General features: G+C 69.5%; 24 protein-coding genes and 1 pseudogene. 11 read left to right on the top strand and 14 right to left on the bottom strand.

The features are described 5' to 3' along the window. The first annotated feature begins 211 nt into the window (after positions 1 to 211). From AAT21_RS37535 to AAT21_RS15035, 3 genes are all read left to right on the top strand, one after another. Positions 212 to 949 carry a barstar family protein gene (locus AAT21_RS37535; protein ID WP_052757801.1) on the top strand — a complete coding sequence of 246 codons (738 nt, stop codon included), beginning with the start codon at positions 212 to 214 and terminating at the stop codon, positions 947 to 949. A 618-nt stretch (positions 950 to 1,567) separates the two neighbouring features. Beyond that, positions 1,568 to 2,512, top strand: coding sequence for a hypothetical protein (locus tag AAT21_RS15045; protein ID WP_046777023.1), 945 nt, complete (start codon positions 1,568 to 1,570; stop codon positions 2,510 to 2,512). Between the two features lie 936 nt (positions 2,513 to 3,448). After that, a complete protein-coding gene (locus AAT21_RS15035) occupies positions 3,449 to 4,138 on the top strand; it encodes a trypsin-like serine peptidase (RefSeq protein WP_235438801.1) in 690 nt (229 codons plus the stop codon). Positions 4,139 to 4,510: 372 nt separating this feature from the next. Here AAT21_RS15035 and AAT21_RS15030 read toward each other — a convergent pair whose 3' ends face one another. Then, complete coding sequence (locus tag AAT21_RS15030; RefSeq protein WP_167350584.1) at positions 4,511 to 5,095, bottom strand: tetratricopeptide repeat protein; 585 nt, start codon at positions 5,093 to 5,095, stop codon at positions 4,511 to 4,513. Positions 5,096 to 5,512: 417 nt separating this feature from the next. On the opposite strand from AAT21_RS15030, the gene AAT21_RS15025 reads away from it, so the two are divergent. Continuing rightward, positions 5,513 to 6,154 carry a DUF6461 domain-containing protein gene (locus tag AAT21_RS15025; RefSeq protein ID WP_235438800.1) on the top strand — a complete coding sequence of 214 codons (642 nt, stop codon included), beginning with the start codon at positions 5,513 to 5,515 and terminating at the stop codon, positions 6,152 to 6,154. Between the two features lie 634 nt (positions 6,155 to 6,788). Here AAT21_RS15025 and AAT21_RS15020 read toward each other — a convergent pair. From AAT21_RS15020 to AAT21_RS15010, 3 genes and pseudogenes are all read right to left on the bottom strand, one after another. Continuing rightward, the gene (locus tag AAT21_RS15020; protein WP_046777020.1) at positions 6,789 to 7,757 is read right to left on the bottom strand and encodes a hypothetical protein; all 969 of its coding nucleotides are present in this window, start codon (positions 7,755 to 7,757) and stop codon (positions 6,789 to 6,791) included. 207 nt (positions 7,758 to 7,964) lie between these two features. Continuing rightward, positions 7,965 to 8,315: pseudogene (locus AAT21_RS39690) on the bottom strand (IS110 family transposase); the annotation flags it as partial. 288 nt (positions 8,316 to 8,603) lie between these two features. Continuing rightward, complete coding sequence (locus tag AAT21_RS15010) at positions 8,604 to 8,975, bottom strand: winged helix-turn-helix transcriptional regulator (protein WP_046777018.1); 372 nt, start codon at positions 8,973 to 8,975, stop codon at positions 8,604 to 8,606. A 90-nt stretch (positions 8,976 to 9,065) separates the two neighbouring features. On the opposite strand from AAT21_RS15010, the gene AAT21_RS15005 reads away from it, so the two are divergent. Next, positions 9,066 to 9,905, top strand: a complete 840-nt coding sequence (locus tag AAT21_RS15005) for an SDR family oxidoreductase (protein ID WP_046777017.1) — start codon at positions 9,066 to 9,068, stop codon at positions 9,903 to 9,905. 730 nt (positions 9,906 to 10,635) lie between these two features. Here the strand turns inward: AAT21_RS15005 and AAT21_RS38970 are convergent. Both AAT21_RS38970 and AAT21_RS14995 read right to left on the bottom strand, forming a co-directional pair. Continuing rightward, complete coding sequence (locus AAT21_RS38970) at positions 10,636 to 10,920, bottom strand: GNAT family N-acetyltransferase (protein WP_063838099.1); 285 nt, start codon at positions 10,918 to 10,920, stop codon at positions 10,636 to 10,638. Then, entirely contained in the window at positions 10,914 to 11,147 is a 234-nt protein-coding gene (locus AAT21_RS14995; protein WP_235438799.1) for a protein kinase family protein, read from the bottom strand. The genes AAT21_RS38970 and AAT21_RS14995 overlap by 7 nt, the downstream gene beginning before the upstream one ends. A 76-nt stretch (positions 11,148 to 11,223) precedes the next feature. Here AAT21_RS14995 and AAT21_RS37530 point away from each other — a divergent pair, with 76 nt between their 5' ends. Continuing rightward, complete coding sequence (locus AAT21_RS37530; protein WP_157879703.1) at positions 11,224 to 11,625, top strand: hypothetical protein; 402 nt, start codon at positions 11,224 to 11,226, stop codon at positions 11,623 to 11,625. A gap of 707 nt (positions 11,626 to 12,332) precedes the next feature. Next, the gene (locus AAT21_RS14985; RefSeq protein WP_235438798.1) at positions 12,333 to 12,857 is read left to right on the top strand and encodes a peptidylprolyl isomerase; all 525 of its coding nucleotides are present in this window, start codon (positions 12,333 to 12,335) and stop codon (positions 12,855 to 12,857) included. Between the two features lie 546 nt (positions 12,858 to 13,403). Here the strand turns inward: AAT21_RS14985 and AAT21_RS14980 are convergent. Continuing rightward, the gene (locus tag AAT21_RS14980) at positions 13,404 to 13,844 is read right to left on the bottom strand and encodes a hypothetical protein (protein ID WP_052757798.1); all 441 of its coding nucleotides are present in this window, start codon (positions 13,842 to 13,844) and stop codon (positions 13,404 to 13,406) included. A gap of 403 nt (positions 13,845 to 14,247) precedes the next feature. Beyond that, positions 14,248 to 16,065: a serine/threonine-protein kinase gene (locus AAT21_RS14975; protein WP_079025654.1), complete on the bottom strand. Its 1,818-nt coding sequence runs from the start codon at positions 16,063 to 16,065 to the stop codon at positions 14,248 to 14,250. Between the two features lie 339 nt (positions 16,066 to 16,404). Here AAT21_RS14975 and AAT21_RS14970 point away from each other — a divergent pair, with 339 nt between their 5' ends. The 4 genes from AAT21_RS14970 (at position 16,405) to AAT21_RS14955 (ending at position 20,679) form a co-directional block, all read left to right on the top strand. Beyond that, positions 16,405 to 17,100 (top strand): VC0807 family protein, encoded by a 696-nt coding sequence (locus tag AAT21_RS14970; protein WP_327152738.1) that lies wholly within the window; start codon positions 16,405 to 16,407, stop codon positions 17,098 to 17,100. Further along, positions 17,097 to 18,305 (top strand): aromatic ring-hydroxylating oxygenase subunit alpha, encoded by a 1,209-nt coding sequence (locus tag AAT21_RS14965; RefSeq protein ID WP_052757797.1) that lies wholly within the window; start codon positions 17,097 to 17,099, stop codon positions 18,303 to 18,305. Before AAT21_RS14970 ends, AAT21_RS14965 begins: the two co-directional genes overlap by 4 nt. Positions 18,306 to 18,746: 441 nt before the next feature. Then, on the top strand, positions 18,747 to 20,243 hold the full coding sequence (locus AAT21_RS14960; protein ID WP_063838098.1) for a DUF418 domain-containing protein: 1,497 nt from the start codon (positions 18,747 to 18,749) through the stop codon (positions 20,241 to 20,243). Positions 20,244 to 20,253: 10 nt separating this feature from the next. Beyond that, a complete protein-coding gene (locus AAT21_RS14955) occupies positions 20,254 to 20,679 on the top strand; it encodes a DUF3592 domain-containing protein (protein ID WP_063838097.1) in 426 nt (141 codons plus the stop codon). 11 nt (positions 20,680 to 20,690) lie between these two features. On the opposite strand, the gene AAT21_RS35605 is transcribed toward AAT21_RS14955, so the two are convergent. The 6 genes from AAT21_RS35605 to AAT21_RS14930 form a co-directional block, all read right to left on the bottom strand. Beyond that, positions 20,691 to 20,846: a hypothetical protein gene (locus AAT21_RS35605; protein ID WP_235438796.1), complete on the bottom strand. Its 156-nt coding sequence runs from the start codon at positions 20,844 to 20,846 to the stop codon at positions 20,691 to 20,693. 121 nt (positions 20,847 to 20,967) lie between these two features. Beyond that, positions 20,968 to 21,942 (bottom strand): TerC family protein, encoded by a 975-nt coding sequence (locus AAT21_RS14950; RefSeq protein ID WP_046777013.1) that lies wholly within the window; start codon positions 21,940 to 21,942, stop codon positions 20,968 to 20,970. A 449-nt stretch (positions 21,943 to 22,391) separates the two neighbouring features. After that, on the bottom strand, positions 22,392 to 24,215 hold the full coding sequence (locus tag AAT21_RS14945) for a hypothetical protein (RefSeq protein WP_046777012.1): 1,824 nt from the start codon (positions 24,213 to 24,215) through the stop codon (positions 22,392 to 22,394). A 122-nt stretch (positions 24,216 to 24,337) separates the two neighbouring features. After that, the gene (locus AAT21_RS14940) at positions 24,338 to 24,892 is read right to left on the bottom strand and encodes an SUKH-4 family immunity protein (protein WP_046777011.1); all 555 of its coding nucleotides are present in this window, start codon (positions 24,890 to 24,892) and stop codon (positions 24,338 to 24,340) included. A 212-nt stretch (positions 24,893 to 25,104) separates the two neighbouring features. Further along, positions 25,105 to 25,332: a hypothetical protein gene (locus tag AAT21_RS14935; RefSeq protein WP_046777010.1), complete on the bottom strand. Its 228-nt coding sequence runs from the start codon at positions 25,330 to 25,332 to the stop codon at positions 25,105 to 25,107. A gap of 81 nt (positions 25,333 to 25,413) precedes the next feature. Beyond that, positions 25,414 to 26,520 (bottom strand): ParB/RepB/Spo0J family partition protein, encoded by a 1,107-nt coding sequence (locus AAT21_RS14930; RefSeq protein WP_157879702.1) that lies wholly within the window; start codon positions 26,518 to 26,520, stop codon positions 25,414 to 25,416. Between the last annotated feature and the right edge of the window lie 2 nt (positions 26,521 to 26,522).

Genomic DNA, 26,522 nt, shown 5'->3' with positions numbered 1-26,522 from the left:
ACCGTCGGTGGAGACATGGAGCTTGGGACGCGAACCGATACCCTGCACGCAGAAAGTGCCTTCCACCTGGACCGACAGAACCCCGAGACAAGGTTCATCGTCCCAGGTCAGAAGGCACTTTCGCGTTCCCGCCCACGATCCGGACGGACCCAAAGTGAAAGCCCCGGGTTAATCACTCGGGCTCCGAGCACATGCCGTGCAAGGATCTCCCATGATGATCAAGCCCACTCTGACGGAACACCGCTCTCCATGGGTCGTGTTCACCTCCCCGGCCGACCCATGGCTGGCGTCGGAAACGGCCGCGCTCGTGCAGCGAAACGGTCTGGTCCTGCGGCTGGACGGCCGGGAAATGCGGGATCCGGCGTCCGTCTTCCGTACCTTCGCCCGGGAGCTGTCGTTCCCCGGCTACTTCGGCCACAACTGGGATGCGCTTGTGGACTGCCTCCACGACTGGCACGGTCCCGGTCATGGGAACCAGGACCTCGCGATTCTGATCGAGCACGCGGACGACCTGCTGAAGTCGGACTTCCTCGGGCTGTTCGTATCGGTTCTCGCCCAGGCAGCCTGGAACTCCAACCTGCGCCTGGACGGCGACGGCGAACTCGATGAGTGGTGGCAGCGTATTGCCCAGCACTTCGTCCTTCTCCTGGACCACACAGCACCCGTTGCCTTCACGGAGAAAGCGGCCCGCGACATGGACGTGGCGGTGGCGCTCTCGGACGGCCGCCTGCTCGCCACGCTGACCGACGTCGACTGGCCAGGCGGAGACCCCGCGTCCGCCCCCTGGACGGCCGGCCCGCTCTCCTTCGCGGACAAGGAGATCCTCAGCGGCAGGAACATCGAGGCCATCAAGCTGTTCCGAGACCACCTCGGCTGCTCGATCCATGAGGCCCTGGACATCCTCCAGTCCCGCTCTGAGTACCTGCACCGCGAACATTCGGACGGATGAACGACGGGCCGCGCCAGCCAAGCAACTGGATTCGCCGAGTAGACGCCCCAACTGGACGACGGCCGTCCTCGAACACCGCGATGACTCTCCGCGACGACTCCCCAAGATCTGTGCCAGAACCGTCGCTTGAAGTCAACGAGGCCAGGGGCGCGCAGTCCGGGGCGCAGCCCCGTCCGGCCGTGCGCGTGCGGCCGGGGGTCGGTGTTGCCCAGCCGGGCTGTCTCATGATCGCGCCCGCCCACGCTCCGGGCGAACTCCCGCAGCTCGGCACGGACCTGGTCCTGCGCCTGAGCGCGGAGGGCATCGACGCTGCCGGGCCCAGTTCGGCACGCAAAACCGTCTCCGCCCGTACCGTCGCCATCGCGGGAAACAGGCATCCTGTGGTCCTACCCGCATGCGGACCGCTGCCCTGCTCCGGACGGCAGCGCGCGCCCCGCACGGGGCGGGCGACCGGTGCGTCGGCGGGGAGGAGGCTGACATCGACCTCTTCTACCAGTCGGGCTCCCCGTCTTCGTACCCGGGCCGGTCGACCCCCGGAGCCTGCCGGTGCCGTGGGCGTAGACCTGATGTGCCGGGCCCGGCTGTCGGCCGGGCTGAGCTGGTGGTTAGCCTCAGTGGATGGACTCCGGGCGGCTTTGGAAGGTCATCGCGCGACACCGCAACGGGCTGATCCTTGCCTACGCGGTGGACCCCGAGGTCTTCGGACCGCTGGAGCCCGCCGTGGTGTTCCGGCCGCGCGTCGGCGACGCGGTCGAGGAGTCCGTGGTCCGGGCCGATCTGGAGCGGGTCGTGTACACCACGCTGAACGAGGTCGTCTGCCTCACGCGCTCCGGCGACCCGATGTGGGTGTCTGCCTTCGCACCGCACTCCGACGTGCGTCACGGCCATCGGCCCGGCTGTTCGCTGTCCCCCGATGGCCGCACCGTGTGGGTCTACCGGCCGGACGTGATGGCACAGCGCGGGGTCGCGGACCAGTGGGTCGTGTACGACACCGACAGCGGAGAGGTGCTCGCCCGGCGGGAGGTGGAGACTGCCGGACACGGCAGTGTCCACCACACGCACCCGGTCGACGGCAGTGTGTACCTCACCATCGGTGAGGGCCAGGACGGGGCCGTCGTCCTCAGGGGTGTGATCGGCGCCGACGGCGCGCCGCGGTTCGTGATGTACCCGTGGCCGGACCGCTGTCTGATCGACCTGGCTCCGGGTGGGCGGCAGTTCATGAGCGTCGACCACGATCAGGGCGACGTCGCCTTCCACGACCACCCCAGCGGGGACGTGCAGTTCACCCTGCCCGTCGATGCCTTCGGGTACGACCCGGACGACACGTACGTGGAATGGAGCGGTGGCTACCTGACCCCGGACACGGCCGTCGTCACCCTGGGCGGTGAACGCGAGGACGAGGAGGAGTGGTTCCGCCACCACCTTGTCGATGTGCGCACCGGCGCGCTCCTCGGCGTGAGCAACCCGTACGAGGGGGAGCCCCTGGGCGACGGTTCCTGGCTGACCCAAGGCGCCGACGGCCATCCCGTGCGTCGGTCCCTCCCCACCGTCGGATTGTCGTAGCCGCCCTCTGCCCTCCCCTTCAGGGCCCACCGATCACGGATTCATCTGCTCGTGCTGCGGCTCCCACCACTGCGAGCTGCCCCTGAACTACACGGCCGAGGCCCGGTCGTGCTGTCCACCGCGCGGTGCGGAGCAGCTGGATGCTGTCGACCGGGGCGGTACCGGCGACGTGTGACGGCAGCCGGGCCTGCCCGCGGTCGACAGCGCCACGGGGGCCGGGAGCAGTCCGTCCGAAGGGCGGCGGGTGCCCTGTCAGCCCGCCGGTACGTTGATGTCCTCGCACGCGCTGCCGGCGGCTGCCTCGGCAGGAGTGGCGATCGCTTTCTGCCAGGGTTCCCGCTCCCCCGCAAGGCCCCGTTCGGCTGGCTCGGCGTACCAGGCCCACGCCTCACTTCCCGCGGAACCCGTGGTCGATCCGGACTGGACCGCGATCACATACTGGCGGCCGGGCTCCAGGACCGCGTAGCGGTCCGGGTCCTCCGTGGCATACCGGCCCAGTCTGCCGCCGTAGGGCACCCCCGCCGAGGACGATCGTTTCAGCAGGCGGCCGCTTCGACACCTTGGGGCTGTGGGCCAGCACCTGGCGCAGGCGGCACACCGGGCCGGCGGCCCCACAGCGTCGGCTCTGTCGTAAGCTCCCGCGAGGGTTTGACCTCGTACGGACGGTGAACCACGACCGGGAAGGGCACAGCCTCAAAGGCCCGGAAATGAACCAGGACCGGGATTGAGGGTGTGGGGGACATGAGAGACGCGCGTGGCAGATGGGCAGTCGCAGGCGCGGCCGTTCTCGTCCTGTGGGGAGCCACAGGCTGTGACGCGGTCATGACGGCAGGACGTAACGGCCCGGCGTCCGTTGAAACGCGCATTGTGGTGCACGACGACGCCAGTGCTGGGAGCGAACGCATCGCCGCTGAGGACCACTGGACGGGGGGCGGCATGGCAGCCGTGGCCCGCAACGACGCCACAGATGACCTGGTCCAGCCCGCCTGGACTGCTGGTGGCTCGATTGCCCGCACGGTCGGCCGGTTGTACGCCGCGGGCGCGGACGGCAACTCCGGTGCCTGCACCGCGACCGTCGTCGGCGTCCGCACCGTGATCACTGCGGCGCACTGCGTCAGGACGTCGGTCGAAGGAGCTCCGGCGAGGGCGGCCACCTGGGACAACGGCCTCTACTTCGTTCCGGGCTATCAGAACGGGACGGGACCGCACGGTGGCTTCACCGTGCGCCGGGTGAGGATGGCCGAGAACTGGCAGAAGGACGGCCTGGACGTCGCGATGCTGGAGATGAACCCCGGCCGCGACGGGCGGAACATATCGGAGGTGACCGGTGCCCAGCCCATCTCGTTCCTTGCGGAACCGGGCCGGTCGGCTCACTTCTTCGGCTACCCGTACACCGACCGGGTCCTGCACTGCTCGGGTGTCACCACATGGGCGTCCGGCAAGACACTGTTGCGCGTCCCCTGCCTGATGGGGATGGGCTCGAGCGGCGGCCCCTACCTCTCGGGCGACACCGCAGCGGAGGGAACCGTCGTCGCGGTGAACATCAGCGGTGACGGGAACGCAAGCTACGGAACAGCGCTCGGCGCCTTCGCGCAACGTCTCTACCAGCAGTCCGAGTCCGGCTGACGAAGCCATGGGTACGGTCTGCACCCACACGGTCGGGCCGGCTGACGCTGCCGTCCCATTCCATGACGCCGACCACCGGCCGTCCGTCCATGCCAAGGCGTTCGGCCCGGCGGCGCGAGGCCCGGCCCATCACTCTCCCGCAGGGAAGCAGAAACCGGTGCCGGGCATGTCGGTGGCGGCCGTCGCGAGAGGTGTTGGCGAGAGCATGCCTGCACCGTACGCGAGGTGTTCTGCACCGCACGGCCCGATTCCGTGCACCGAACCGGCATCGACGTCACACAGCCGAACCCATGCCTGCGGGCGCCGAGGGATCCGCCGCCGGCGCCCGCAGGCCCGGCAGGTGGACATCAGGATCTGGAAGACCCCGTCGTGTCAGGCGGGGGCTATGAGCGCGAGCAGCACTCGGATCTCGCCGACCCGGGGGTGGCTCGGGTGGAGGTGGCGTTCGCTCGCGGTCAGTGCACGCTGCGCCTCGTCCCTCGCCTCGTCGTGGCGGCCCAGGCCGTGCAGGGCGACGGCCCTGGCGAGCTCGTACGCCCCGGCGTCGTAGGGACTCACCGTGGGACAGTGTTTGCCGGACTCAGCCAGCGCCTCCTCATGACGCCCCTGGCCCGAGAGGCTGTGCAGCAACAGAAAATGCAGGCCGGTCGCCGCGTGTCCTTCGGCCCGCAGCCGATGCCCGCGGACGATCACCTCCGCCTCCTCGTGCCGGCCCAGTGCGCAAAGGACGTCCCCCAGGCAGACCAGAGCCCCCACTTCCAGCTCCCAGTCATTGTTCAGGTGGGTGATCCGCGTCAGCGTCCGCAGAGCGGCCTCGGCCTCGACCTCCGCCTCGGCAGGCCGTCCCTCGTCGATCAGCACCCACGCGCGGATCATCCGGGCCTGCACCAGCAGCCGCCGGTCCGCGCCGGCCAACTGCTCCAGTCCGGCGATCAGGCCTTCAAGTTCAGGCAGCACCGCCGATCGCCGCCCGTGGAGAAACGCCCCCAGAACGGCGTAGTACCGGCCCTCCCAGACAACGACAGGCCGCCGATCGCGCCGCACACCCTCACAAGCCGCGACGCGCCCGTGCCTCCGCCGCCTCGAACGAACCCTCCCATGCGAGGCGATCGGCTTCGTCGAGAGCAGCTCCGTGCCACGGGGCCGCAGCACCTCTCGCCCATGCCATCCAGGCCGCCGCATCCCACAGTCGTCTTCGCACCGTCACAACCAGCGAGAATACGTCCCCGCCCCCAACCGGCCGCCGCCGGAGCGGCAGTTGAGCGGGGACAGCGGCTGCCCCAGCGGTTCCTGACCGACGGCGTGCTCCTTGGCGCTGCGCGACGGGATCGCCTTGTCGGTGGTGCGGCATAGGGTGCACCCACTGTCTTATGGGTGGAGGGCGAAGACATGCACGACGGGATTCGCTGGCTGGTCGATCTGGAGCACTGGATGTCCAGCGTGGTGTTCGTACGGGGGATATCCGCGCAGGAACTGGCGGTGCGCATGGGAGGCGACCGGGACGGCGCGACCGAGCCGATCACCGACGCCGAGGCCTGGGACCTAGGTGAGTGGTACCGACCAGGCGAGGAAGGCGACGGTGTCATACGCGTCGGAGTGCAGGAGGGTTGGGCATTCGCTCTGGAGTACGGGGACTCGACCGGCGGGGAGCGTTTGGCGGAGATCTCCCGGAGGGGCGTCGAAGCCGTCCACTACGTGCCGATGCAAGAGCACCCGCCGGCAACAGTCTTCTACGCTCGGGACGGCGTGGAACTGTGTGGCTTCGGGCTGGGCGAGGAAGTGTGGCGATGGGGTCGGGAGCCTGACCTGCTGCTTCCCGACCTCGTTAGTGGGTGCGTGCTGCAGCCCGACGGGAAAACGCTCATCGCTCCCGAAGGTGAGCCCTACACGGATACCTATCGGCGCACCCTCGGCATCATCGAGCAGCGGTTCGGCCTCTCGCTCTCCCCGACGTACCTCAAGGAATCCCGCCTGCCGGCGTATGCCGTACGCGGCACCCCAGACATGCACGTCTGAGCGATCGCAAGGTCGCCAACTCATGTGCTCACACTCGTCAACTGAAACCACAGCTGCTGGCTGTGCTGCTCGGTCGGCTACTGCTTCCTCGCGAAGCTGCCAGTGTCGGCTTCGGTGAGGATGCCGAGCATGAGGTCGATCTTTTGCCCTGGCCACCCGATGCCGCCACGCGCGGCCGCGCCCAGGTCAGCCCGACGGGGGGGGACGGAACACATACAGGTGGCCAGGGCCTGGGCCCGCTCCGGCCAAGGGCAACGTGGCGGGATTCGAACCCACGGCCTCCGACCGGCGCCGGGGAGCGCCGGCCGTGCGAGCGGGTCCTACTCCTCTGGATCACTGCGCGTAGGAGACCGGATGCAGGGGCACCCCCAGAGCGAGGCGGGCCTCCTTGAAGGCCTCGTCGGCGGGGTCCGGCAGCCGGTAGGCGTGGCGGAGGGCCACCTGCATCTCCTCCAGCCCGTCGAAATTCTCGTGCAGCGAGGCCTTGTCGGGGACGGCCGTCCGGGCCGTCCGCCGCCGCGGGCGAGGAAGACCACGACACGGGAACGGTCCTCCCCGGCCGCGACGTCCTTGGCCGCGGGGACAGACGCACCGCTTTGATGGTCCACAGCGGTGTGTGTGGGGGTGGAAACGGTCAGACGTCTTCCGCCCGTGCACGCAGCTCCGCCAGGCCCACGGGCCCCTCGGTGTCGCTCAGTGATCGTCCCGTCAGCTCCGTCAGGGCCTGGCAGGGTGACAGTCCCCGATCGGATGCGGAGCGCAGGCGGTCCAGCCACGTGAGCGCGGTCCGGTACCGCTCGTCGTCATCGAGGTCACGGGGCTCGAAGCTCGCGGCGGGCTCGGACTCGCAGGCCCAGAGGTATCCGAGCACCCCGCGGTCGTCGGTCACCGGCACGTAGCGGACCTCGCCCGGCACCGAGCGTAGGTATCCGATGTGCCCGAAGCCGGGGGCGTGGGTGAACTCCTCGTACCGCCGGGGGATCTCGAACCGGGACCAGGAGTCGGACGGAGTTCCGTCCGGGTCGACATGGGGAACGACACCCGTCGCGGTCGGCGTGCCGAAGTAGGTGGGGTCCTCGGGGTCCATGTCGGATCCCAGGACCTCGGTGAGCTCCTCGAGCACGGACGCGAGGCGGGGCGCGTTCGCCTCGTACACGGCGGACTGGGCCCGGCCTCGGAGGTCGTACGGCATCCAGGTATCGGAGTAGGTGATCAGATCCACTGTGGCGAAGCCGGTGTCCACAAAGGCGGCCAGGTCGAACACGCCTTCCGTCCGGATCTCCTGCGCACCGGTGGACAGCGAGTCGGCCACGGTGCACCGGGCATCCACCGACCCGATGGGACCGGGGCGCATGGCAGACCTGATCGCGCCTGCCAGCTCCTCAGCGGATCCGGCGGCGGAGAGCTCGCTCTGGAACAGCATGCCGGCCTGTGTGCCGGCCTCGGAGATGGCGAGACGGAAGGTCGGCTCGCCGAGCGCGAGCCGGTACGAGGCCAGCACGGACCGAGCCGCCATCAGGTCTCCGAGGCACCGGACCAGCGGGTCCACACCCTCGACGAAGTCGCCCCACGTCCATCGGGCCACTGGCGTACTGGCGATCACGGTGCCACCTCCGGCATGAACTTACCGTCCCGAGGGACGAATATGACTCCGTCTGGCGTGCGGATGACGAACTGCACACCTTTGGTGTCGTGCTTCTCCTGAAGACGGGCGAGCTGCGTCTCCATCTCGCCCTTCGGGATCTTGGAGTCGATCACGAAGGTCTGCACGTCTGCGTTCGACTCCAGGAGCTGATGGATGCTCTTGAAGATGCGCGTCGGTGCGGATGATGTTGGCGAGGACCAGGGCGTCGCCCGGGTCGGACTTCTTGCGGCTGACTCCGTGCCGGTCGCGGTAACGGGAGGCAGCCATCGGGTTGACCGCGCAGATCTTGCGGGGGCCCTGCCGCAGCGTGGCGACGAGCAGGCCGCGGCCGGTCTCGATCGCCACCGGGATCGGCGCCTCGGGGGTGTCCCCGTGCTCGGCCAGGAGGTCCAGCAGCAGGCGGTAGCCGTCCAGGTCGTCGCCGATGCGGCACTTGGCCAGCAGCTTGCCGATGCCGTCGATGAGCGCTACGTCGTGGTGTCCCTCCGCCCAGTCGATCCCGCAGAACACGTCCATGGATCCCGCCCCTTCGCCGGTGCTGCTCTCGAAGACGAGCACGCGGGGCCGTTGCTCCCATGGCCGAGCAATTCGCCGCTACCGGAATGTACGCACCCGCTCTGACCGCTTCGGCGCAGGCCACGCCTCAGCAGCAGCTTCTGGCTCTCCTGGGGCGGAAGGTCGCGTGACCTTCGGAGCGGCTCTCGTTCGCATGTCCTGCGCTCGATGGGCAGGCTTCAGCCGCGCGAACCTGCGGGAGCGGTGGTGGGCCTTGTCCCGAGAATCGGCTTCCGGAGTACTGCCGCACTATTCCGAGTTGGGCGGCGGCAGCCGTTGTGTGATCCGGTCGAACAAATCTGTGAGCGGTTCGCCGATCTCCTGCCCGAAATCGGTCAGCCCGTAGGTGACCTGGGGCGGCGTCGTCGGCTCGACCTCCCGCCAGACCAGGCCGTCTTGGACCAGCGCGCGCAGGGTCTGGGCCAGCATCTTCTCGCTGATGCCTTGAATGCTGTCGCGCAACTCGTAGAACCGGAGGTTATGACTCCGCAAGGAGATCAGCACCCAGACGCCCCACCGGCTGGTCACGTGGTCGACGACGTCCCGCGCGGGGCAGTCGGTGTGAAACACGTCATACCGCTTGCCCACCTCGGGCTGTCTGCGCTGCACGCTTCCCGTCATGTCATGAACTTACCTGAAGGTATGTCCTTACCAGAAGTTAGCCCTGCTTCTAGCGTGAGGCCAACGAAGACATCTGACGAGGAGTTGCTCATGATCGTGGTCACCGGGGCTACCGGAAACATCGGCCGGCCGTTGACACAGGAGCTGGTTGAAAGGGGCCAGCAGGTGACTGCCGTGTCACGGCATGCGGCGGCCGTGCCGGACGGGGCCCGCCACGTGGTGGCCGACCTGGCCGACCCTGCCGGCCTCAGGCCCGCGCTGGCCGGGACGAAGGCCCTGTTCCTGCTGCTGTCCGGCGACCTGCACGCCACTGGGGCCAGCCCCGCCGACATCATCGGCGAAGCCGCGGACAGCGGGGTCCGCAAGGTCGTCCTGCTCTCCACGCTGGGCGTGGTGACCAGGCCCTTCGGGCCGACGCGGATTGCGATGCGGGCGCTGGAGGACACGCTGCGCGAGTCCGGGCTGGAGTGGACCGTTCTACGGCCGGGCGGCTTCGCCTCCAACGCTCTGTGGTGGGCCGACGCCGTCCGTACGCGACGGACCGTCGCCGCGCCCTTCGGCGACACCGGTGTGCCGATCATCGACCCGGCGGACATCGCCGCGGTCGCGGCGGCCTGCCTGCTGGACGACCGGCACAGCGGCGGTGTCTACGAGCTGACCGGCCCCGAGGTGATCACTCCGCGCCAGCAGACGCAGGCCATCGCCGCCGCGCTGGGCTCGTCGGTGAGGTTCCATGAACTCACCCGGGACGAAGCCAAGACCGCCATGACTCAGAGCATGCCGGCGGAACTCGCCGACGACACCCTGGACATTCTCGGTTCCCCGAGCCCGGCCGAACTCCGCGTCAGCCCGGACGTCCAAGAGGTCGTCGGCCGCGCCCCGCGCCCCTTCGCCGACTGGGCCGCCCGGAACGTCGCCGCGTTCCGCTGAGGCCGACTGGCGCTGATCAAGCTGCGCTTCTCGCTCGGCGGAGCGCGGCTGGGGCACGGCGGGGCACATCGAGCTGTTCCGCGCGGCCGAGAGCGGGCCGGACGGGGTGCGCGAGCTGAGCGTGCGATGGAGTGGCGAGGAGTTCGTCGTCACCGACCCCGGGACGCGGTCCTAGTGAGCGAGCTGAAGGCCCGGCTGAAGAGCTGGCGGGCTGTACGGGCGTGGCTGGACTGGCAGCAGAAGCTGGCGGAGCGGGCGATCAGCGGGCTGGAGGCGGAGCAGGCTGTTGAGGCGGCCCGCCGGCCCCCTCCGCCGGACTGGAAGCTCAAGTCCATCAGGACCGGTCCGGCCCGACGGCACGGCGCGTCCACGTCGGGGACTGGGCGATCAGGCGAAGGAGCTCATACTCGTCGGCGTTCAGCGTCATGACGGCAGCGTAGAGGGCCGGCTGGGAAGGATTGACGAATCCGGGCCCAGGCGTCGGCGGCTGCGTTGATCCCCCAGACTGCCCACTCCCCGATGGGGCACGGGAGCCTGCAAGGCGTAGCACGTGTACGGCACGGCGGCCCCGTCGGCGGCGGTCTGGTAGGTGGTGCCGGTGCGGGTGAAGCCGGCCTTGGCCAGGACGCGGCCGGAGGCCGGGTTGTCGGGGTGGTGCATGGCTTCCCCCCCGGTCCAGGCCGACGGTGGTGAAGGCGAAGGCGACGACCTGCTGGGCGGCGTCGGTGGCCTAGCCGCGGCCCCGGGTGTCCTCGCGCAGGATGTAGCTGATGGGCCCCATGACGGGCAAGCGGCGGCGCAGGGCGATGAGGCCGATCATCTCGTCGGCGGCGAGGATGCCCCAGCTCCACTGCGCCGTCGGCGTCTGGACCGCCCGGGCAAGGGCGCTGCGGATCTTCTCCTGGGCCTGGTCGAGGATGAGCCCGCGGCCGGTGGTGTAGCGGACCGAGGCTCCGCTGTAGATGCGGGTGAGGGCGGGGGCGTCGTGGAGGGTCAGGGCGCGCAGGGTCACCATGCTGCGATCAGTTCCTTGGCGGTGGGGCGGTCGGCGGGGTCAGGGGCCAGGCAGGCGGTGATGGTGGCCGCGAAGGTGGGGAACGGCCAAGGCCGTACGTCGGCCAGCGGGGTGGTGCCGCCGGTGGCGATGACGGCCAGCTTGGCCAGGCGGTCGAGGCTGTCGTCATAGGGGACGGGGCGGTGGCCGGTCCAGCACCAGAACAAGGAGGCGCCCAGGCTCCACACGTCGGCAGCCGGCTGCGCCTGAACGTGAGTGTCCGCCGCAGTCGCGAGAACGGCGGCGGCGATCTCAGGGGCGGTGGTGTGGGTCAGGGCGCCGCGGTACGGGACGCGGTCCTTCCTCACCGCCGCCAACACCTGGCGCACCACCCGCACCACCAACACCTACGACGACTACGGCATGACCGTCCAGACCGCCGCTGACGGAGACACCGCCAAGACGGGCGACGAGACCTGCACCCGCACCTGGTACGCCCGCAACGCCGGCAAGGGCCTCACCAGCACCGTCTCACGCACCCGCACCGTCGCAGCCACCTGCCTCCTCACCGACGACAGACTCGACCTGCCCGCCACCCCCACCACCCGCGGGGACGTCCTCACCGACACAGCCGTGGTCTACGAACCGCCGACAAGCTCAGTGATGCCTGGGTGGACGGGGCAACGGTCGTATACATCGGGAAGGCCGCGGGTCAGGACGGACTGAATCAGCGGCTTGCCGACTATCGCCGCCATGGCACCGGGCTGCTGGCCGGCCACTGGGGTGGACGCTACATCTGGCAGCTGGCCGACTCGGACGCACTACTCGTGGCCTGGCGGCCGATGACCGAGAGGAGCTCTGCCCTTCGCCAACCTCAGGAACAACGCCCGAAAGCCTCCAGAGACAGGCACCAGCCTCGGCTGACCCTGGTCGGTACGGGACGGCGAGCATGACCCCGCCGAGCCGCACTCCCGTTATAGACCGGGTGCGGGGCGGAGCAGGCCGGAACCGGCCAGGTAGTCGCAGGCGAAGACTGTACGAAGTTCAGCAGCTCGGTGAACGTGAACCCCACTGCCGAGGCACCGTGGGCCGTCTTCGTCAAGGTGCTCTCCCGCCGGGGCCGCTCGGGACAGACCACGTCGGCCTCCTGCCGTTGACCATTCCCGCCGGACAAGCCACGCCCTAAACTGCGACCGCTCCAGAACCTGGCGATCATCAGGAGGGCGCGCAAAATGAACCGAGCACTGTTCAGTGCATTCGCGGCCGCGACGTTAGTCGTATCCGGGGGAAGTGCTGCCACCGCTTCCGACGGCGTTCCGCCACGCACCACGCACGGGCCGTGCCAGTACACACAGACCCCGGACGAGCCGGCCGCGCGCCCTGTTCCACTGCCGCCTGACCCGCGGCGCACCCCCAGCCGTGGCACGGTCGGCATGGCTGTTCCGACCAGCCAGGGTCCGCTCCCGCTGCGTTTGGACCGGGCCAAGGCGCCGTGCACGGTTCAGAGTTTCCTGCACCTGGCACGGCATGGCTTCTACGACCGAACGGTGTGCCACCGTCTGACGGCGTATCCGACGCTGAAGGTCCTGCAGTGCGGCGACCCGACCGGTACCGGTGAGGGAGGGCCGGGATACAAGTACAAAGACGAGCTGCCGGTGGATTTGCCACCCGCACCGACCGATCCGACCGGCGCGCGCCGCCTGTACGGGCGCGGCCTGCTGGCGATGGCCAACGCCGGTCCGGACACCAACGGCTCACAGTTCTTCGTCGTCTACGGCGACTCCGCACTACGACCGAACTACACGGTGTTCGGCACGGTCGGCCCCGACGGCCTGGCGACACTCGGCAAAACCGCCGCCGGAGGAATCGAGCCGACCGCGGAGAACCCCGCACCGGTAGACGGCACACCGGTGCTGCGGACCGAGCTGCTCCGTGTCCGGCCGTCCTGCCGGTGTTGACTCCCTGCGGCCCGGCTCGGCGTGCGCCGGGCCAGGTTCGCGTCGATGCGCGATCCGGGGCCGGTGCTCACTCTGCATCAGCACGGCCAGGACGTCCTCGCCGAGGTGGTCACGCAGTTGCTCCGCCGACCAGCCCGGCGCCGTCTTCTCCGCCTCCTTGCCGGGTTCCTCCTCCCGGCCGGTGAGGCGTTCCTGGGCGGCGCGGCGGGCCGCGTCAGAGAGGGCCGGCACGCCGGTAGCAGGTGCGGCGGGCAGCAGACCACGGCCCGCCGCCCGCTTCACGCCCACGGTGCGCGGCTTCGGGCCCGCAGTGCGCGGCTTCGGGCCCGCCCCCCGACGGCCGGATGCCGGTCAGGGCGGTCGCGTCACGCAACAGCACAACGGAAGAAGGCACCGCCGAGGCATACCTGCACCAGGACGGGACATGTCTGTGCCTGGACACGTCCCTGGCAGACGCCACGCGCCTGGCCTGTCTTTTCCACAGCCCTCGTCCCCCGGACACCGCGCTTGCCGGGGCTTGGGGGATGCGAGGCGGCGGCGGGCGGTTCACGGGGCGGAGCGTAGGTCGTCCTGGTCCTTGAGGACGGTGACCTGGTCGCCGTCGGCTGCGTACGAGACCACGCCGCTCCACCGACCGTCCTTGCCGCGCCGCCACTCGGTGAGCAGACCGGGCAGCCACCGGCCGTTCTCACGGACCAGGCAGGGCTTGGCGGTGCGGGACGGCCTGTAAGCGGGAAAGCAGGGGATGCAGGCGCCGCGGCCCTGGGCCATGGCGTCGGCGAGTGCGGTACGGGTGGGCTGGTGAACGTCCCGACCGAAGCGTGCGGCGCGGGTTTGGCCGTCGGCGAGAGCTTCGCAGGCCACCGTCCGGTGGAAGACGGAGCCGCCGCGGGTGGTCCAGACGTTGGCGGTAAGCCCGTGCGGCACCGGCTTGCAGTGTCCGCACTGGCCGACTATCAGTCCGTGGTCGCAGCGCTGGTCGCTCATTCCTGCATCGTGCCCCGGCGGCGGCCGGAGATCAATGACTGCTCGTCAGCCCGTCGTCCCTTGACGAACGGGTGGGGCGGCCGCATGCGGAGGTCCGGATGTTTCGGGGCAGGCCGGTGCCAGGCGCTGGAGCGGCTGTGCACCGCGAACGGATGGCTTCGTGATCACACTCAAGTGCCGGCGGCCGCCCCGCACCCGTACGGGACCGGCACCTCCAGCGCTGAGCCGGGGTGAACCAGCCGCGCCGGTCACCACCGAGCACCCGGCGGCCCCTCACCGGTTCGGTGGCCGGGGCGGCCGGCAGGTCAGGGTGCCGAGGGGCCGTGCCGGTGGTGGGGCCCGGGCGATCCGTGCCTTGGCTGCTGGTCGATGCGGCGGGGACGAGTGCTGTCGGTTGGATGGTCTAGGGCCGGCGCTTCCAGAGGGTGACTTCGGTGAGGTAGGTCGGAACCGTGTACTGCTTGCTGGTTGACGGCTCGATAGTGACGATCTTGACCATGGCCAGGTTGCCCTTGGATGTGACCGTGCACAGCAGATCGCCCTTGACGATGACACTGGCCGCGCCCGAGAGGTCCGAACTCGGCAGCCGCTCGGGGATCGGGTTGGTGGCGGCTGCGTCCGCGCACTGCTCGGGGGTGGTTCCCTTGCTCTTCCCGAACGTGGTTTTGTTTCTCACGTCCTCGAAGCCCATCTCCAGCTCTCGCTCCTTCCAGCCGATCTCCCCGAACGGAGCGACCTTGGGAAAGTCCAGGTCGACGGCGTTGATCTTGCCGAATTCCCGGCCCGCCAGAAGCTTGAGCGGCCTGTCCTTGTAGACCTCGGTGTAGGCAGGGCTGATGGCGGAGGCCTGGGGGGCGGCCGCGGAGCCGCTGGACTGCGGCGCGGGTGCCGCGGCGTCCTTCGGCTGGTCCGCCGCCTTCTGCTGGTCCGGCGCCTTCTGCTGGTCGTCGCTCGCGCTTGTCTTGCTGCTGTTGTCGTCGGCGCGCGTCAGGTACCAGCTGCCGCCCGCGACCAGCGCCACCGCCAAGACCCCCGCGCCGACGATCAGCGGCGTGTTCCTCCGACCCGCGGCAACGGGCACGGGAGCCGGGCCGACGGCCGGGGGCGGGGGCGGCGTGTAGGCGGCGCTGGTGGGAGCGTCGTACATGGGGAAGGGCGGGTGGCCGCCCGTCGCGTTGTGCGTCGGCACGTGCGCCGGGTGGGCCGGGCGGGCCGGGTGGGCCGGTGCTGCGGCCTGGGTGGGTGCGTACGTCGGTCGGGCCGGCTCGGGGGTGTGGGTCGGCGTGTACGCGGGCTGGACCGGTGCCTGCGCCAGTTGTTCGCGCCGCGTGATCTCCGCGGCGATCGGTGCGGGCAGCCAGTCCGCGAAATCGCGCAGCTTGCGCCCTGCGGATTTGCTGCACAACTCGGCGATTTCCGCGGGCAGGGGCCTCTGCGCCGGATCGGCGGCCAGGCAGCGTTCCAGCAGCGGCCGCAGTGCGTCCGGGTAGCGGCTGAGGTCCGGTGCCTGCTGTGGGGTGTTGGCTATCGAGGCTGCGATGGAGATGCCCGAGCCGTCGCCGTACGGGTGGCGGCCGGTGGCCACGACGGCGGCGATCAGCCCCAGCGCGAAGATGTCGGTGGCGGGGGTGACGGTCTTGCCGAGTGCGTGCTCGGGTGACATGTACTGGGGGGTCCCGATGAACCCGCCGCTGCGGGTCAGTTGGGTGGTGTCAGTGGCTCGCGCGATGCCGAAGTCGATCACCCAGGGGCCGTTCGAACCCAGCAGGATATTGCTGGGTTTGAGGTCGCGGTGCACCACCGAGGCAGCGTGTACCGAATGCAGCGCCTGGGCGGTGCAGCCGATCAGCTGGAACACGGCCGGCAGGGGCAGCGGTCCGTGGGCTGCGAGGGCCTCGTCGAGTGGCAGGCCGGGCACGAACGCGGTGGCCAGCCAGGGCTGATCCCCGCTGGTGTCGTGGTCGAGAACCGGCACGATGTGGTAGCCCTGCACACGGCGGGCCGCCTGCACTTCGTGCTCGAACCGCGCCCGGAAGTCCTGCTCCTGGGCGAACTCGCGTCGAATGACCTTGAGTGCGACCGGCTGGTTCCCCCGGGTCCGGGAGAGGTAGACGCAGCCCATACCCCCCTCGCCGATCTTGGCGAGCAACCGGTACCCGGCTATCTCCTGCGGGTCGTTCGGCCCCAGCGAGCCCATCAGGGCACGGTCGGCGTTCGACATTGTTTTCCCCTCGTTGATCAACGAGGGAAGATCGTAACGGGCCTTCGCCTCCCGGCCCGTGCCCTGTCCCTTCCGGGAGAGCGAGGGAGGGACAGGTCAGAGTGCGGTGCCGGCCGCGCCGACAGGACGCCTGGCGAACGGTCTGTGGCGCCCGATCCGGGCCGTGGTCAGGAAAAGGCCGAGCGAGCATGGGCAGATCGGCCAGGTCTGCCCCGTCTCTTTCCCAACGCCAGCGGCCCTGGACGTGACGAACGGGGAATCGGTACATCGAAGGATGTATGCGACATTTCGTCCCTCGCGTCGATTCGCTGATCCTCGCCGTTCCCTACGGTTTTTCGTATGGAATCACTGAACGGTGGGACCGGAACACAAGACATGCCGACGTGGCGGACAGCGGCCACTGCGATCCTGTTCGCCGTGGTCCTGCCACTGGCCGTGTTCTACGTCCTGCGGGCGCAGGGGATCAGCCAGTGGTCGGCACTGACGCTCAGCGGCGCTGTCCCGGCGGTGCGCATGGCCGTCGCGGCGGCCACACGGCGTCGCGTGGACAGCTTCGAAGTCTTCATGATCGGCATGCTGGCGGTGCGCATCGTGACATCGCTGCTCGTGGCCAGTCCCCGGTTCGTCCTCGTCAAGGACGCCGGACTCGCAGCAGCCGCCGGGCTCTGGATCCTGGGCTCGCTTCTCGTGGCGAAGCCCTTCGCCTTCCAGGTCGGCCAGTCCTGGCACGGGCCCACCGCTGCACGCACCCGGGAAGCGGCCTGGAGCGTCTCACCGGCGCTGCGCGGCGGACTGACCCGGCTGACCGTGCTGTGGGGCTGCGCCCAACTGCTGGACTGCGGTGCAGGAGTGCTCGTCGCCCTGCTGCTTCCGGTGGAGTCGGTTCCGGCACTCAACCGCGCGAAGGGACTGGCGCTGCTGTGCGCCGTCGCCCTGGTCACCGTCTCCTACAGCCGCCGCTACGGGCGGCGGCACGCACTGTCCCTGTTCGGTTCGTCACCCCTGATCACCAGAAAGGAAGGCCGATCACCATGACTCTCCACCGAACCAGGACCGAAGGGCCCACGGCCCCCTCACCCTCCGCCCCCGAGGCGCTGCGTGCGACGCTCGCGGAGCTGCGGCGTCTGGCCGAACTCCCGCTCGAACAAGGCCAGACACTGCCACCCCATGCGTACACCTCTCCCGAACTGTACGAATGGGAAGTCGAACGGATCTTCCGGCGGGAGTGGCTGTGTGTCGCACGGGCTGAGGAGATTCCACAGCCGGGGAGTTACCTGCGGCTGGACATCCTCGGCACGCCACTGGTGATCATCCGGGACGAGGAGGGCGAGCTGCACGCCCTGTCCCGGGTGTGCCGCCACCGGTTCATGGACCTCCTGCCGCCGGAGACCGCGCCCGAAAAGGGCTGCCTGGAACGGCTGACCTGCCCTTATCACAGCTGGACCTATCGGTTGAACGGCCAGTACGCGGGGCAGCTCGCCGGTGCTCCACTGATGCAGCGGGTCGACTTCGACCGGGCCGGCTGCCGGCTCCCGGCGCACCGCGTCGAGGTCTGGAACGGCTTCGTCATGCTCAACCTCGACCCCGGCGCGGCACCGGCAGCACCCGAACTGCACGGGCTGGACCTGCGGCTGAACAGCCACGGCATCGCAGACTGGGTGAGTGTCCACACCCAGACCTGGGAGGGCGTACCCGCCAACTGGAAGGTGGCGGTGGAGAACGGTTCCGAGAACTACCACCACATGGGTACACACGCGCAGACCCTGGATCAGGTGCTGCCGGGCCGCGACACGGAAGTCGACGAGTGCGACGGCCGCTGGTTCACCATGTTCACCCCGCTGTCGGACCCCGAGCGGGACGGCACGGGACTGGGAAGGCATTCACGAACCGGCCGGGGACCGCGGCCGGGGATGCTCGTCGCCGGTATCTTCCCGCAGTTCGTCCTGGCGGTCCTGCCTGGCAGCGCGGTCGGCATCCGCTGGCTGCCCACCGGTCCCGCCACCCACGACACCCGGATCACGGCCATGGTTCCGCCCGGCGTGCCGGACACACCCGGCTTCGGGGAGCAGTTGGCCGGCATACGGGCCCAGATCGCGCAGATCCAGGAAGAGGACCTGGTGGCCGTCCGCGGCGTTCAGCGCGGCATGGTCTCCCACCCGGCTCCGTCCAACGGCCGGTTCTCCCCCCTGGAGCGCCCGTTGTGGCAGTTCCAGCGCTACCTCGCGGAGCGACTGCTGTGACCGGCCTCGGGACCGGCGCCGACGTCGGCGGCCACATACGGGACCGACGAGCCGCTGCGGGCGGTGAGGACCGGGGAGCGGGCCGGCCCGGGCAGGTGAACGTGCAGAAGCAGTACTCGTCCATCGAGCAAGCCCGCACATGTCAAGGCGGCGCGATCCGCACGGCCTTGACTTCTGTTCAATGACTGTTGCGACGCCCGTGCCGCCGGGCGTCCGACGTACCGGCGTTTCAAGTGGGCTAACGTCGCAGACCACAGTGCGGCGATCTTCCCGATGCCCCCTGCCTTGGCCCGCCCGAAGACCCTCGGCCACGCCGGGCATGGGCAGGAGACCCCGCACGACGACTACCTGGGGGGGGCAGTGACTTCAGCGGCAGCGCACACACAACGAGACCGACCGGCACGCATACCGGAGGTCGACGCTCTGCGCGGCTTCGCGCTCATGGGTATCTTCCTCGTCAACGCGATGATGATGGCCGGTCCGTACGGCCTCGGAGCCATCACCGATCCGGGTGCCTCTGCACTCGACCGGACCGTCGAGGGCGTCGTCCAGACCTTCGCGGTCGGCAAGTTCTACCTGATGTTCTCGTTCCTCTTCGGCTACAGCTTCACCCTGCAGCTGACCTCCGCCGAACGCGCCGGCAGGAGCGCCGTTCCCCGCCTGCTGCGCCGGTCACTCGGCCTGCTCGTCCTGGGAGTCCTGCACGCCGTACTCCTGTACACCGGCGACATCCTCACGACGTACGCGGTGCTCGGCCTCGTCCTCATCGCCGCACGCAACTGCACACCCGGCGCGGCACTGCGCGCCGCCCGGATCCTGTACGGATGTCTCAGCGCGTTCCTGCTCCTTCTGGGCTGGGGGACGCTGCTCATGTCGGACGCAGAAACAGCCGAAGCGGACGCCGAACTCGCGGAAGGCCTGCCCGGGCTGGTCGCCGGCTACCGCCGCGACGCCCTGTCCGTGGTGCGGGCCAACATCGGCCAGCTACCGGACCAGCTCCTCGCCTCGCTGCTGATGAGCGGCTTTGTCATGGCGGCCTTTCTGGTCGGGCTGCACTGCGGCAAGCGGCGTCTGCTCGCCGACACGGGAAGCCACCGCGCGCAGATGCGCCGCATCTGCGTGCTCGGTGCCGCCGTAGGCCTGCCCGGGAGCCTGTTCATGGCCCTGGCCGTCAGCGGCCCGCTCGGTCCCCGGTGGTCGCTCTTCGCTGAGATGGTGGGAACAGTCACGGCCCCCGCCCTGACCGCCGCATACATCTGCGGCATGCTCCTGCTCATCACGACCGCCCGCGGCGCACGCATCGCAGCGCTCTTCGCCCCCGCCGGCCGGATGGCACTGACGAACTACCTGAGCCAGTCCCTGGTCATGGCCCTCGTCTTCACCGCCTACGGCCTCGCCCTGTACGACCGCCTCAGCCCGGCCGTCGTCATACTGGGCGCGCTCGCCCTGTACGCCGTCCAGCTCGCCCTCAGTTCCCGGCTGATGGACCGACACCGCTACGGCCCCGTGGAATGGCTGCTGCGCACGATCACCCTCGCGCGATTCCCGCACGACCACGACCGGTCAGCGGTCAGCGGTCAGCGGTCACACCATGACGTCCGACGCGAGCAGCTGAAAGCGGACACCCAGTTCAACGGTCACGTGTCCACGTTCGACGCGGGAATGGTGTGCGGGTCCACGAGACCGACCTCGGAGCCGCGGCCCGCACCACTGTCGCACTGCGCGACGCAGCCAGCAGCCGACCTGGCGGCGGTGCGGCGGGATCGCTCGGCCACCCGTCCTGCCGATGTCCGGCAACCGGACCGGCTCACGGGTGCCGTCGGCAGCCCGGGACTCCGCTGCGGGAGCCCCATACCGTTGCCCCGTACGGAAAGCGCATACGGGGGTGTAGGGGAGCATGGTGGAGGAGACGGTACGTGCAGGAACCGGGCACCGTAGGCAAGTCTTCGTGTGGCTGGGTCTCGCGCTGCTCCTCGGCGCACTGTCGGCACTGGTACTGACTCCCCAGGCCCGGCATCTGCGCTCGCTCCGCGACGGTATACGCGCCGACGCCACGATCCATACCCGCGGTACGTGCACGCTGGGACGGTGCAAGGTCGTCTTCGAGGCACAGGGCCGCACCGTCGTGGCGGCCTTGCTGCCGGGCAGTGGTGGCAGCAGTCACCCGGTGGGCGCGCACCTCACCGTCCGGTACCGGGCGGACGATCCGCAGGTCGTCGCCAACGCGGCCGACGTGGAGAGCGGTATGGCGACCTTGCTGGCCGCCTCGACCGGCGCGGGCGCCGTGTTCTTCCTGCTTCTGCCGGCCATGAAGACGGCGGCCCAAGCAGTCGGGGGACGTACGGGCGCCGCCGGTGACGGGCGGCGCCGGTGACGGGCGGCGCCTCAGGGGGCGGTTCGGTCGCCGGTGGGCGGCTGCGCCTGCGATTCCGGCCGGCCGGCGGGTGCGGCTTGAGGGCAGGCGGGGTTGGTGCAGGGGGCGTCGGCGTAGAGGGGGACGTAGACGCCCATCGTCTTGTGCCGCTGGACCGTCGCGGGCAATTGCTGATGGCAGCCGGGGCAAAGGTGTCCGGGAAGGGATGCGGCGGGATGCTTTTCTCCGTCCATAAATCGACTTTACGTCCATTTTGCCCGGATTTGAAGCTTTCTTTTGGCCGGGCGGTCACGCCCTGCGGGCGGACCTGTCGTCGTCCGGCGGTGGCGGTGGTGGCGGCCGGAGCAGGCTGAGGGTGACCGACACCCCGAGGACAACGACGATCACGGCGAGGCTCACCGGCGAGGGGATCTCGGGAATCGAGGCGCTGATCAGTTCGTGCGAGGCCTGCAGGACCAGCTTCACGCCGATGAAGGAGAGAATCAGGGCCAGCCCCGTGCTCAGGTAGTGGAAGCGGTCGAGCATGCCGGCCAGCATGAAGTAGAGCGCTCGCAGCCCGAGGATGGCGAAGGCGTTGCTGCTGTAGACGATGAAGGCGTCACTGCTGACGGCGAGCACGGCGGGCACGCTGTCGACCGCGAAGACCAGGTCGGCCGCCTCGATCGCAGCCACCACGGCCAGCAGCGGTGTGGCGACGCGCCGGCCGGCCTCCTTCACGAAGAACTTCGTCCCGACGTAGTCGTCACTGACCGGCACGATCCTCCGCAGCAGCCGGACGGCGAGGCTGCGCCCCGGGTCGAAGCCGTCGTCCTCCTCCTTGAGGATCTTGTACGTGCTGTAGAAGAGGATCGCGGCGAAGACGTACAGGACGGCAGTGAACCGGCTGACGACGGCCACTCCGGCGGCGAGGAAGACACCCCGGAACACCAGCGCGCCCAGCACTCCGAAGAACAGCACGCGGTGCTGGTAGGCCCGCGGTACCCGGAAGTAGCCGAAGATCAGAGCGAAGACGAACAGGTTGTCGACCGACAGGCTCTTCTCCAGCAGCCACGCCGTCGTGTACTCCACACCGGCCTGCGTGCCCACGACGGCGAACACGAGGCCCCCGAAGGCCAGCGCCAGGCCGACCCACACCCCGCTCCACGCGGCCGCCTCCCGGAAGCCGATGACGTGCGCCTGCCGATGCGCGAGGAGATCGACCGCCAGCGCCACGAGGACGGTGACGGCGAAGACGATCCACAGCCAGTAGGGCACGTCGTGCACGGCGGACCCCCGCAGGACGGGCAGTAGGGCGGCGCCCTTACGCGTGCCCTTACGCGCCATTTTGCCGTAACTATACTTGTTTGACTTTTTTTGTGCCTGAATGCTGGCAAACCATGCCGCGCCCTCCTGGCGGTCGCCCGCGGCACGCCGCGGCCCCGGACGGTCGGCCGACCGCCACCACCTGGCCCTCCCCGGCCCGGCGGTGGCGGTCGGGGAGCCCGGACCCCGACGCGCCGGCGCAGCCGGCCAGTGACGGCCGAGCAGGTGGCGCGGAACCCGTCGAAAGTCAGCCCGCGGGTCGGCATCGCGGACGCCGCCTGTACTACTGAGCCCCCACACCAGGCCGATGCTCTCGGCTCACGACATCGTGGCCTGGTGCCTCGCCTGCCTCGGCCGAGCCCGGCGCGAGAGGGTCGGGCTGACTACTCTGGCGACGGTTCCCAGAGCTTCTACGACGGTGTGGCACCGTTGGTCGGGGTCAGCTGTCCCTGAATCCACTCGGTCGGTGCTTCCTCGATCCAGTAGTCGCTGTGTCCACGCAAGCGATCGTCGTCCGAATCCTCGATCCTCTCTTCATGGACCCGTCCGCTCACAGCGTCCGGCATCTTGGTCGCGATGGGGTCCGTCTCCCGCCAGGCGTTGAACCACCCCGCGGTCCTCTTGGAGACACGGAGGAAGAACCGGTCGTGGAAGTAGGACGGGAAGAATCCCCGGTACAGCGAGTTCAGGGGCGAGCCGCAGGTGAGGAGGTAGAGGCTCTTCTTCGGCGGCAGAAGTGAGGGCCCTTCCATGACGGCAAGCGCGTCGTCCTGAAGATTCTCAGGAACCAACTCGTTGGCGAGCAACCAGGCGCCCAGGACCGACCCCTGGCTGTGGGCGAACAGGACGACGGTTCTCTCCCGGTGGCGTGCGAGTACGTCCCGCAGTCCGCCTACGACTTCCTCGCGGTAGGAGCTGCCGGCCAGGGGGTGGTATCGGACAGGCCAGAAGCCGGCGACATCGGCCACCGTGCCGAAGGCCATGGGGACCGACCAGATTTCGCCGCGCAGGGCAATGAAAACGAGCACCGCGGCAACGATCGCGTGCGTCAGGATCAGCGCGGCGGTCAGCGGCCACCCGCTCCAGCTCGTGTTGGAGGCCACCACAGCGATCGGGATCGCCAGGACGACGTAGATGGCAACGGTCACGACGAGGGCCGGCAGCATCATCTGCGGCAGCGAGGTGACGACGAGGTGCCTGAACCAGTGCCGCCGGTAGGCCGGGCGGTGCGCCTTCTGGCGGGTTTCCCTCCACTTTGAGGTGCGGGCTGTGATCGCGAGCGCCGCGACGAAGCCGAGGATGGCGGCGCAGGCGACAACGGGCACGAGGTCGAGGAGCAGGACCCGGTTTTCGGCGGGGTCGGCCACTCTGAGCAGGTGGGCCGTCGGTGCCATACCCGAGTCCCGGTCGGCGACGGCTCCGATGTGGTCGAGGTAGCTCATCAGCCACCCGGCGCCGAGCCGGAGAATCGCGCCGGTCGCGTGGAGCAGGAGGAACACGAGCATCGTGATCACGGCGGCCGCCGAGTTCCACAACGCCGCAGCGAGGAGCAGGGCGACGAGGGTGGAGATGAGAACGAAGACCATCATCGCGTCGACGCGCGGTTCGGTACCTGTCCCGAGGATCGCAGCGGGTACGTCGGCGCCGTAGCCGAAGCTGTTGGGCCAACATCTCCACTCTCTCCGGGCCGGTCTGAACAACCACACGGCCAGGCCGAGGGCCAGGGCGAGCAGGGCGTGGAGCCACGCGAGGGTCTTGGGGATCCCGTGCTCCGGCCGCGTCAAGGTTCGGCACAGGATCGCCGCGGCGACGGCTGCAGCCGGAAGCATCGTGGACAGCAACTCTGCGACGACCGTCGCGTCGGCCAGGCCCGGTACGTACTCCAGCACCGTTTCGGTGATGACGATCAGCCATGCGGTCAGTACCGCGGTGGCCAGCAGGCCCGTTGAGCAGGCAACGGCGTGGTATCCGGCGGGCCGTCTGCCGGCAGGTCTGGTGTAGCCGACGACATTCAGCAGGGTGAAGGGGATGGCGAGGTACCACAGGAAGCCGGCGACGCCGCGCGAGGTCCGCGACCAGTTGATGAGGGCGAGGTCGTGGGCTGGGATCTGCGGCTTCTTGTACCAATCGATGCCCTTGACGGGTGGTGTCGACGGTTCGAGGCCGACGCTGCCCAATGCGCTCAGGGGACCGTGTTCGCCGACGCCGTGCACGCGGATCTCGATCGGGCTCATACACCCAACACAGCACCCCACGACCGGCGAGCCGCTTCCTGACACACGCCAGTACTTCCCAGGAGCACAAGACTTGCTCCCGATGCCGTGGCAACGCCGATCAGCTTCGGGCGCGACCCGTGTCACCAGATTCCCTGCTCGAGTTCCTCCATTGAGAGGTTCCACTGGGATTCTTCGTCGGCCAGGGCTGTGGCGTCGAAGGCGTCGACTGCTTCTCGGAAGCGGAAGGCCAGTTTCTCGGGATCAACTCCGTTGTCGTGATCGTTTTCGAGCTTCCGCAACTCGATCAGAGCGAACACCAGAGATTCGATGTCCCGGTGAAGCTCGATGTACTCAGTGGCTCCGTCCGGGAAGGCGAAAACCTTCCCGGATACCGGGTCCAAGGCGAGGAGTGAAGTGAAAAGGTATCCGAGACTCCACCATGATCTGCTTTCTTCGGGGCACTGGAGCCCGTAGTGTTCGAATCGGCTCCCGAGCGTGATTGCGTCAACGTCTGGGCCGTAGGGGTCTTCGACGTCCATGCGAGAGGTGAATACTTCCGATGCGGGAAGCCCGACCGAGCTCAGGAAGAGAGCCGTACGTGGTTCGATTCCCGCAGCGCTTTGACGGGGGAAGTAGGTGACGGCGCCCAGTCCATAAGCGGCGATGACACTCTCTGGCGTGACGGTGAAGTTCACTGCCGGCCCCTCCTGTTTTCCTCGGTCTTCCCCACAGGAACAGGTCGGGCCCGGGGAGACAGCCCCTCCCCACACCCCCAGGTACATGAGCGGTCAACCGAACCGGAACGTTCCCTCCGATGGGAGGTATACCGCTGCCCCGGGTCAGAAGGTGACGGGAACACGCAGGCCGGGCGGCTCCCTGCTGGGCTGGACCGGTGTCTGGGTGCGGGTCAGCGCTGGGGGGCGGGTCCGTTGAACTCGACACCGACGCGGCAAGGCACCCGGCCGGCGGGCGGGCGCAGGATGAGCGCGGTGTCGCCGAGCAGGACGCGTGCATGTTCGGGGTCGAGGGTGACCTCGACGCGGTCGCACTCATGCGGCCGGTCGGATGGGCCGACCAGGAGGTGGAAGGCGAGGGTGCCGTCCGCGTCGCGGGTCGTGGTGACTACCGCGTCCATGATTCCGGAGATGGGCCTGGGGGTGTGGGGCGACACGGCCGGCCCCTCCCTTCCTGTCGGTACGTCGCGCCTGCCGGTGTGTCAGGCACTGAGCGTGGCCGGGTCTTCCCCGGCCGCCAGTTCGTCCGCGAGCTGGTTCCACAGCCGGGCATAGCCCTGAGCGAGCTGGGCCATGGGCTGCTTGCAGTGGGCGGGCAGTACGGCAGCGATCTGTTGCCGGTCCTGGGTCATCACGGTGCAGGCGCTGAGCAGTCGCAGTACGTTGCGGCCGGATTCACTGAGCCGCAGGGAAGGGTCACGGCGCAGTGCGTCGAAGATGCGCAGCAGCCGGTCGGGGGACGGGGCCGCGGGGACGGCCGGGTGGCGCGGAGCGAGCCGGACCGGCGCGAGTTCGACCGGAGCGGCGGTCCCGGCCGGGCACGGGGCGGAACCGGCGGGAGCGGTGGAGGGGTCGGCGGGAGGGGGTTGCGGCTGGGGGCCGCGCGCCTCGGGAGCGGGGTCGCGGCCGGGCACGGGGTGCTGTCCGCGTCGCAGGCGGTCGCGTACGTCGGCGACGGTCGCCGGTGCCAGACCGGCCTCTGCAGCGATCTGCCGCAGTGAGGCGCCGGGGTTGGCGCGGATCAGTTCGCCGGCTCGCTCCCGGCCCGCGCAGGAGTTGACCGGCCGGACTCGTCCGTCGCGGCCGATGCGGCGGACGGCGGTGTCGGCGGCGCCGGTGTCCTTGCGCAGTCTGCCGACCCGGCGGGCGGAAAGTCCGGTGAGCGCGGCTACCGCGCGGTCCGACCACAGCGGGTGGAGGGTGAAGATCCGGGTGGCGGCCGCGGCCCGGTCGGCCGGGGTGAGCGGGCGGCCGTGGGCTGTATTGGTGGCCACGGCCAGCAGTTGGGCCTCGGACGGGGGCCCGTCGAAGTACCGGACCCGGATGTCCGTGCGGCCCTGGACGGCGGCGGCGCGCAGCCGGTGGATGCCGTCGACGACGGTCATGGTGGGGCGGTGGACGAGGATGGGCGGGAGTTCGTTCTCCGTCTCGGCGAGGGTCCGTACCCAGTCGGCGTCCTCGCCGTCCACTCGGGGTGAGAAGCCGACGGAGATCTCGTCCAGGGGTACCCGTTCGACGGGGAGGTCGAGGATTCCCCGGTCCCGGAGCCCGATCAGCCGGTCTGCTGTTTCAGCGGGTCGGGGGGCCACGG

It is taken from the genome of Streptomyces yangpuensis, from assembly GCF_001005295.1.
Taxonomy (GTDB): Bacteria; Actinomycetota; Actinomycetes; order Streptomycetales; family Streptomycetaceae; genus Streptomyces; species Streptomyces yangpuensis.
Note: the sequence above shows the minus strand (reverse complement) of the source record. Positions and strands in the feature narration are given on the sequence as shown.